Origin of the sequence: Acrocarpospora phusangensis (genome assembly GCF_016862995.1) — a bacterium.
Classification (GTDB): domain Bacteria; phylum Actinomycetota; class Actinomycetes; order Streptosporangiales; family Streptosporangiaceae; genus Acrocarpospora; species Acrocarpospora phusangensis.
Genome location: NZ_BOOA01000156.1, coordinates 1 through 7,361, shown reverse-complemented (window position 1 = coordinate 7,361; position 7,361 = coordinate 1). Strand labels below are relative to the sequence as shown.

Genomic DNA, 7,361 nt, shown 5'->3' with positions numbered 1-7,361 from the left:
CGCCGGCGCGGCCAAGCCGCATGATCGCCGGGGAGCGGAGGGATTGCCGGGTTGAGAAGGCTTGGTGGTCCAGACACAGGCGTGGCCGAGCCAGGCTGCGTGCCGGAGTATCCGCCTGGTTGCCGGGCTCGTCGACCGGAACCCGGGATTTGCCGGACCCGGGGATTCCCATTCGTTACGCCGACCCGAGCCGTGCGTGGAGGGCGATCGCGGAGGCGTCGGTGAGGGAGGCGATCTGGTCGACGACCACGCGGAGGCGGCCCGCGTCGTCGGGTGCCTGCTCGAAGGAGGGCCGCAGGTCGGGCTGGAGAGTGCCCGGCGCGCCCAGGGTGATCAGCGAGGCCAGTTCGGTGAGGAGTTCGCGCTGCCGCCGCTGGGTGGCGTGGTGGTCGTCGCGGGTCATGACGTAGTGGGCGGTGACGCCTTTCAGCAGGGCGCACTCCAGCCGGGTGAGGCGGGGCACGACGAGGTCGGCGTCGTGGCGCCCGGCCGTGTCGGCCGGGTAGGCGGCCCGGGTGGCGTCCTGGGCGGCGCGGCAGAACCGGCCGATGGTGGTGCTGGTGAGGCGTTTGAGCGCGGCCAGGTCGGCCAGGCCGCCGTCGAAGTGGGCGGGCCAGACAGGGTCGGCGGCCAGCCGGGTGAAGATGTCCTCCAGTTCGCCCGGGTCGGCGTCGGGCGCGTACCAGGCGCGGGTGGTGCGGCAGACCTCGCGGCGCTCCTCGGGGTCGCGCAGGCACTCGGGGGTGACGTGGCCGGAGTGCAGCGCGTCCTCCAGGTCGTGCACGGAGTAGGCGACGTCGTCGGCCCAGTCCATGATCTGCGCCTCGAAGCTGACGCGGCCTTCGGGGGCGCCCTGCCGTACCCAGTCGAAGACCGGGCGGTCGTCCGGGTAGACGCAGTATTTGGCGCCGGACTCCCGGGACCAGGGGTACTTGATGGCGGCGTCCAGGGCGGCGCGGGTGAGGTTGAGCCCGGCGCTGCGGTCGTCCTCGGTGAGGACCTTGGCTTCGAGGCGGGTGAGCAGGCGCAGGCTCTGCGCGTTGCCCTCGAAGCCGCCGCAGCGGCGGGCCACCGCGTCCAGGGCGGTCTCGCCGTTGTGACCGAACGGCGGGTGGCCCAGGTCGTGGGCGAGGCAGGCGGTCTCCACCAGGTCGGGGTCCCGGCCCAGCACGCCGGCCATCTCGCGGCCGATCTGGGCGCACTCCAGCGAGTGGGTGAGCCGGGTGCGCGGACTGTGCGTGCCGCGCTCCCCCGGCGTGACCACCTGCGTCTTGGCCGCCAGGCGGCGCAGCGCGTCGCTGTGCAGGACCCGCGCCCGGTCCCGCTCGAACGGGCCGCGGCCGGCGGTCTGCCCCGGCGGTTCGGGAACCCATCGTGCCTTGTCGTGTTCGGTGTACGGCGTCACGTGTCCCCCAATCTCGCGAGTTCTCGGCGAGGGAGTGAGACAGTACCCCCAAACACCCCTCTCAACGACAAACACGGCGGAAACAGTGGCCCCGAACTGGAAGGCCCGGATCGACCCGCGGATTACCCGGTGTCGCTACCCGGTGTCGTTACCTGGTGTCGGACTCCGCCCCGGCCAGCGCGGCCCGGCCCGCCTCCAGCCGGGCCACCGGCACCCGGAACGGCGAGCAGGACACGTAGTCGAGGCCGATCTCGTGGCAGAGGCGGACCGAGTCGGGGTCGCCGCCGTGCTCGCCGCAGATGCCCAGCTTGAGGTCCGGCCTGGTGGCGCGGCCCTCCGCGACGGCGATCCGCATCAGGCGGCCGACGCCGTCCCGGTCGAGGGTCTCGAACGGCGACACCCCGAAGATCCCCAGATCCAGGTATTTCCCGAAGAAGGAGGCTTCGACGTCGTCGCGGGAGAAGCCCCAGGTCATCTGGGTCAGGTCGTTGGTGCCGAAGGAGAAGAACTGGGCGGCCTCGGCGATCTGCCCGGCGGTCAGCGCGGCGCGCGGCACCTCGATCATGGTGCCGATGAGCGCGTGCACGCCCACCTCGTCGAGGATCTTGAGCGCCTCGTCGCGTACGCTCTCCAGCTCCTGGACCGCGCCGACCAGGGGGATCATGATCTCGGCACGGGCCTTGCCGGCCTCCCTGGCGGCCTGGGCGATCGCGCGGACCTGCATGGCGAACAGGCCGGGGATGACCAGGCCGAGCCGTACGCCGCGCAGGCCCAGCATGGGGTTCTGCTCGTGCAGCCGCTTGACGGCGGCCAGCAGGCGCTCGTCCTTCTCGGTCCCGGCGCCGGTGGCCACCTTGACCGACAGGTCCACCAGGTCGGGCAGGAACTCGTGCAGCGGCGGGTCGATCAGCCGGATCGTCACCGGCAGCCCGGTCATCGCCGCGAAGATCCCGGCGAAGTCCGCCTTCTGCAGGGGCTCCAGGGCGTCCAGGGCGGACTGCCGCTCCCGCGGGTTCTCGGCCAGGATGAGGTCCTCGACCAGCTGCCGCCGGTCCCCCAGGAACATGTGCTCGGTACGGCACAGCCCGATGCCCTGCGCCCCGAACCGCCGCGCCCTGGCCGCGTCCTCGGGATTGTCGGCGTTGGCCCGTACGGCCAGCCGCCGGGACTCGTCGGCGTGCGTCATGATCCGGTGCACGGCCGCCACCAGCTCGCCGGCGGGCTCCTCGCCCTCGAAGTACTCCACCACCGGCGACGGCACCACGGGCACCTCGCCCAGGTAGACCGCGCCGCTGGTGCCGTCGATGGAGATGACGTCGCCCTCCTCGACCACCGTGCCGTTGACCGTGAACCGGCGGCCCTTGGTGTCCACCTCCAGTTCCTCGGCTCCGCAGACGCAGGTCTTGCCCATGCCGCGGGCGACCACGGCGGCGTGCGAGGTCTTGCCGCCGCGTGAGGTCAGCACCCCCCTGGCGGCGATCATGCCGGCCAGGTCGTCGGGGTTGGTCTCGCGCCGTACCAGGATCACGGCCTCGCCCCGGGCGGCGAGCTCGACGGCGCGCTCGGAGGAGAAGACGGCCTGGCCGACGGCCGCGCCGGGCGAGGCGTTCATGCCCGTGGTCAGCAGGGTGTTGGCGGCGCCCTCGGTGAAGCGGGGGAACATCAGCTGGGCGAGCTGCTGGCCGGTGCAGCGCAGCACCGCCTCGTCGATGCCGATGAGTCCCTCGTCGACCAGCTGGACGGCGATCCGGAAGGCGGCCGCGGCGGTGCGCTTGCCGACCCGGGTCTGGAGCATCCAGAGTTTGCCGCGCTCGATGGTGAACTCGATGTCGCACAGGTCGCGGTAGTGGCCCTCCAGGCGGGCCATGATGTCGAGCAGCTCGTGGTGGGAGGTCGGGTCGATCCGCTCCAGCTCCTGCAGCGGGATGGTGTTGCGGATGCCGGCCACCACGTCCTCGCCCTGCGCGTTCTGCAGGTAGTCGCCGTAGACGCCGCGCTGCCCGGTGGCGGGGTCGCGGGTGAACGCGACGCCGGTGCCGGAATCCATGCCCAGGTTGCCGAAGACCATGGCCACCACGTTGACGGCCGTGCCGAGGTCGTCCGGGATGCGCTCCTGGCGGCGGTAGAGCACCGCGCGCGGCGCGTGCCAGGAGTCGAAGACGGCGCGGATGGCCAGCTCCATCTGCTCGCGCGGGTCACCGGGGAACTCGCGGTCCCGCTCCTGCTTGACGATCTCCTTGTAGACGTCCACGAGACGGCGGAAGTCGGCCGCGTCCAGGTCGAGGTCCTGCCGGCCGGCCTTGAGCTCCTCCAGCGCCTCCTCGAACCGCTCGCCGTCGATGCCGAGCACGGTCTTGCCGAACATCTGGATCAGCCGCCGGTAGGAGTCCCACGCGAAGCGCTCGTTCCCCGACTGCGCGGCCAGGCCCAGGACGGAGTCGTCGTTGAGGCCGATGTTGAGGACGGTCTCCATCATGCCGGGCATCGAGAACCTGGCACCGGAGCGCACGCTCACCAGCAGCGGGTCCTCGGCGTCGCCGAGCCGCTTGCCCATCGTCGCCTCAAGCTTGGCCAGGTGGGTCGCGATCTCCTCGGCCGGGACCGTACGGTCCGCCAGGTACGTCCGGCACGCCTCAGTGGTGATCGTGAAACCGGGCGGGACCGGCAGCCCGAGATTGGTCATTTCCGCGAGATTGGCGCCCTTACCCCCGAGCAGATCACGAAGATCCTTGTTTCCCTCGGTAAAGTCGTAAACAAACTTCGGCACGATGAGCTCCTTCATCAAACGCGGAACGACCCGCCCAAGGACTCTACCGACAAAGAACACCATGAAACGTCACGACTGTCACGTGTAACCATTTGCCCAGCTAGATGCCCATAAAGCGGTCTAATCCAATTCAGCAGAGCGTAAAAATCGGCCATTCTTTCCAGGCCCGCAGTGGTATAAACCAATTCTCCAGGAGTGCGAAATGTTGCCCGCACGTTAATTGGTGTAGACCATTTCTGGGGGAAGAAGCCCCCGAGAGCTATCGGGGGTATTGATGAGGCGTCTGGCGGCCCTTGCCGCGCTGCTGGCACTGTGCGCGTGCGGCTCGGCCGCGCCCGCCCCGCCCATGACGGCGACACCCGTGGAGCTCGCCTGGGGGCCGTGCGAGAAGCTCGCGCCCGCGGCGGGCTTCCAGTGCGCGACCATGCGGGTGCCGCTGGACTACGGCAAGCCCGGCGGGGCGACGATCGGCATCGCGATGATCCGGCTGCGGGCCACCGGACCCGGCGCCAAGATCGGCTCGCTGGTCTTCAACTTCGGCGGCCCCGGCGGCTCCGGCGTCAGCACCCTGGCCGACGCGGCCGCCGCCTTCCGCACCCTGGGCGGCCGGTACGACCTGGTCAGCTTCGACCCCCGCGGCGTGGAGCGCAGCGAGGGCGTGCGCTGCCTGGACCCCAAACGGTTCGAGGCGTTCCTGTCCGCCGAGCCCACGCTGGACGTGGCCGTCGAGACCCGGCTGCTGACCGAGTTCGCGCAGGCGTGCAAGCGCAACTCGGGGCCGATCCTGCCGTACGTCGGGACGCTGAACGCCGCCAAGGACATGGAGGTCATGCGGACCCGGCTGGGCGACCCGAAGCTCAACTTCTTCGGCTTCTCCTACGGCACGCACCTCGGCGCGCTGTACGCGACGCTCTACCCGGGCTCCACCGGCCGGATGGTGCTGGACTCGGCGCTGGATCCGTCCGTGGGCCTGCTGGAGCAGGCGCGGACCCAGACCAAGGGATTCCAGCGGGCCTACGACAACTACCTCGCCGACTGCGCCCGGCAGGACTGCCCGTTCAACGGCAACACCGCCGTGGTCGCCCTGATCGAGCGGCTCAAGAGCCACCCGCTCAACGTGCAGGGCCGGCTGGTCACCGCCGACGTGGCCAGGACCGGCATCGTGGAGGCGCTCTACAGCGAGATGACGTGGCCGCTGCTCACTCAGGCCATCGCGTCCGCCATCGGGGGCGACGGCTCCGGCCTGCTCAACCTGTCGGACTCCTACAGCGGGCGGCAGCCCGACGGCACCTACACGACGCTGCAGTCGTCGCTGACCGCGATCCTCTGCGCGGACACCACCGACCGGCCCAGCGTCGAGGAGTCGGTGGAGCTGGCCAAGGCGCTGACCGAGAAGTCGCCGATCTTCGGGCCGGACTCCGCCAGCGCGGGCCAGTGCAGCGTCTGGCCGGTGCCCGGGGACGACCGCAACCGGCACATCGACGCGCGGGGCTCCGGGCCGATCGTGGTCGTGGGCACCACCAACGACCCGGCCACGCCGTACGAGTGGGCGCCGAAGCTGGCCCAGCAGCTGGGCACCGGCGTGCTGCTGACCCTCAAGGGCGAGGGCCACGGCGCGTACGGCCAGAACAGCTGCATCGACTCGCTGATCAACGACTACTTCCTGCAAGGGAAGACGCCCGAGGACGGGAGCGTGTGCCCCTAACCCATCGGGTCGCCTTCCGGGACCGCGCCCGGATTCGGGCCGGGCAGCCACAGCACGAACGTGCTGCCCGTGCCCAGTTCGGAGAAGACCCGGACCTGGCCGCCGTGGGACTCCACGATCTGGCGGACGATGGCCAGGCCGAGCCCGGTGTGCCGGTCCCTGCGGCTGCTGACGTCGCCCCCGGCGTGGCCGCGCCAGAAGCGGTCGAAGACCCGGTCCCGCTCGTCCTCGGCGATGCCGGGGCCGGCGTCCCGGACGGCCGCCCACACCCAGCCGTCGCGTTCGCCCGCCGCCACGGTCACGTCGGTGCCGGGAGGCGCGAGCCGTACCGCGTTGGAGATCAGGTTGCCGACGGCGCGGCGCAGCGCGTCGTGGTCGCCGACGGTGGACAGGCCGGGGCGCAGGCGGCGGCGGAGCGTCAGGTTGCGGGCCAGGGCGAGGGCGGCGAACTCCTCGCACGCCTCGTTGGCGATGGCGGCCAGGTCCACGTCGGCGTCCACGAAGGCGGGCGCCTGGCGCCGGGCGGAGGCGAGCAGGTCCTCCACCAGGCGGGTCATCCGGGTGGTGGCCCGGTCCACGATGGCGACCGCGCGGTGCCGCTCCTCCTCGGTGGCCTCGGGCGCGGCCAGCACCGCGTCCAGGTTGGCCCGGATGATGGCGAGCGGGCTGCGCAGCTCGTGCGAGGCGTCGTCGATGAGCTGGCGCTGGGCCCGGAAGGCGTCCTCCAGGCGGCCGAGCATGGTGTCCACGGTCTCGGCCAGGTCGCGCAGCTCGTCCCGGGGTCCCTCCAGGTTGATCCGGCGGGCCAGGTCGGTGGCCTGGATCTCGGCGGCGGTCCTGGTGATGGAGCGGATCGGCCGCAGCGCCCGGCCGGCCAGCACCCAGCCGATCACCAGCGCCACCAGGAAGAGCCCGGCCAGGGTGCCGATGGAGTAGTTGCGCAGCGTCTCCATGGTGCGCACGTTGACCGCGTTCTCCACCTCCTCCACCTGCACCACGGGGATCTTGCCCAGGTACTGCCCCGACCGGGTCTGCGCCTTGGCGTACTCCACCGTGTACGGCCGCTGCTCGGTGGCGTTGGCGACCGCGAAGTAGATGGCCCCCAGCAGCAGCGCGGCCGAGGCGATCAGCAGGCCGGAGTAGAGCACGGTGAGCCGGAACCTGATCGTCTGCACGAAGAGCCTCACCTCGCCCCCCGCAGCCGGTAGCCGCGGCTGATCACGGTCTCGATCGGCGAGTCGCCGTCCCCGGCCAGCTTGCGCCGGAGCGTGCCGACGGTCACCCGCACGGTGTTGGTGAACGGGTCGGTGTGCTCGTCCCAGACGTGTTCCAGCAGTTCCTCGGTGGAGACGACGTGGCCGGGCCGGGTCATCAGGTAGTGCAGCACGCCGAACTCCTTGGGGGTCAGGCTGAGCGGCCTGCCACCCCGGTACGCCTCCACCCGCGCGGTGTCCAGGCGCAGGTCCCCGACCTCCAGCACGGCC

Annotated in this window: 5 protein-coding genes; 1 reads left to right on the top strand and 4 read right to left on the bottom strand. The window is 71.3% G+C overall.

All coding sequences use genetic code 11. The features are described from left to right. Positions 1-175 precede the first annotated feature (175 nt). Together Aph01nite_RS40240 and ppdK are read right to left on the bottom strand one after the other, a co-directional pair. The gene (locus tag Aph01nite_RS40240; RefSeq protein WP_204046355.1) at positions 176-1,405 is read right to left on the bottom strand and encodes a deoxyguanosinetriphosphate triphosphohydrolase; all 1,230 of its coding nucleotides are present in this window, start codon (positions 1,403-1,405) and stop codon (positions 176-178) included. Between the two features lie 148 nt (positions 1,406-1,553). Beyond that, a complete protein-coding gene (ppdK, locus tag Aph01nite_RS40235; RefSeq protein ID WP_204046354.1) occupies positions 1,554-4,172 on the bottom strand; it encodes a pyruvate, phosphate dikinase in 2,619 nt (872 codons plus the stop codon). Positions 4,173-4,446: 274 nt separating this feature from the next. On the opposite strand from ppdK, the gene Aph01nite_RS40230 reads away from it, so the two are divergent. Continuing rightward, entirely contained in the window at positions 4,447-5,877 is a 1,431-nt protein-coding gene (locus tag Aph01nite_RS40230; protein ID WP_204046353.1) for an alpha/beta hydrolase, read from the top strand. Here the strand turns inward: Aph01nite_RS40230 and Aph01nite_RS40225 are convergent. Then, positions 5,874-7,064, bottom strand: a complete 1,191-nt coding sequence (locus Aph01nite_RS40225) for a sensor histidine kinase (protein ID WP_204046352.1) — start codon at positions 7,062-7,064, stop codon at positions 5,874-5,876. The two genes, Aph01nite_RS40230 and Aph01nite_RS40225, sit on opposite strands and share 4 nt — an antisense overlap. Beyond that, on the bottom strand, positions 7,061-7,361 hold a 301-nt coding region (locus Aph01nite_RS40220; RefSeq protein ID WP_204046351.1), incomplete at its 5' end, for a winged helix-turn-helix domain-containing protein. The genes Aph01nite_RS40225 and Aph01nite_RS40220, both read right to left, overlap by 4 nt.

Bases quoted from the DNA above. Each gene is read 5' to 3' on its own strand.
- Aph01nite_RS40230 (WP_204046353.1), top strand. From the start codon at position 4,447: ATGAGGCGTCTGGCGGCCCTTGCCGCGCTGCTGGCACTGTGCGCGTGC.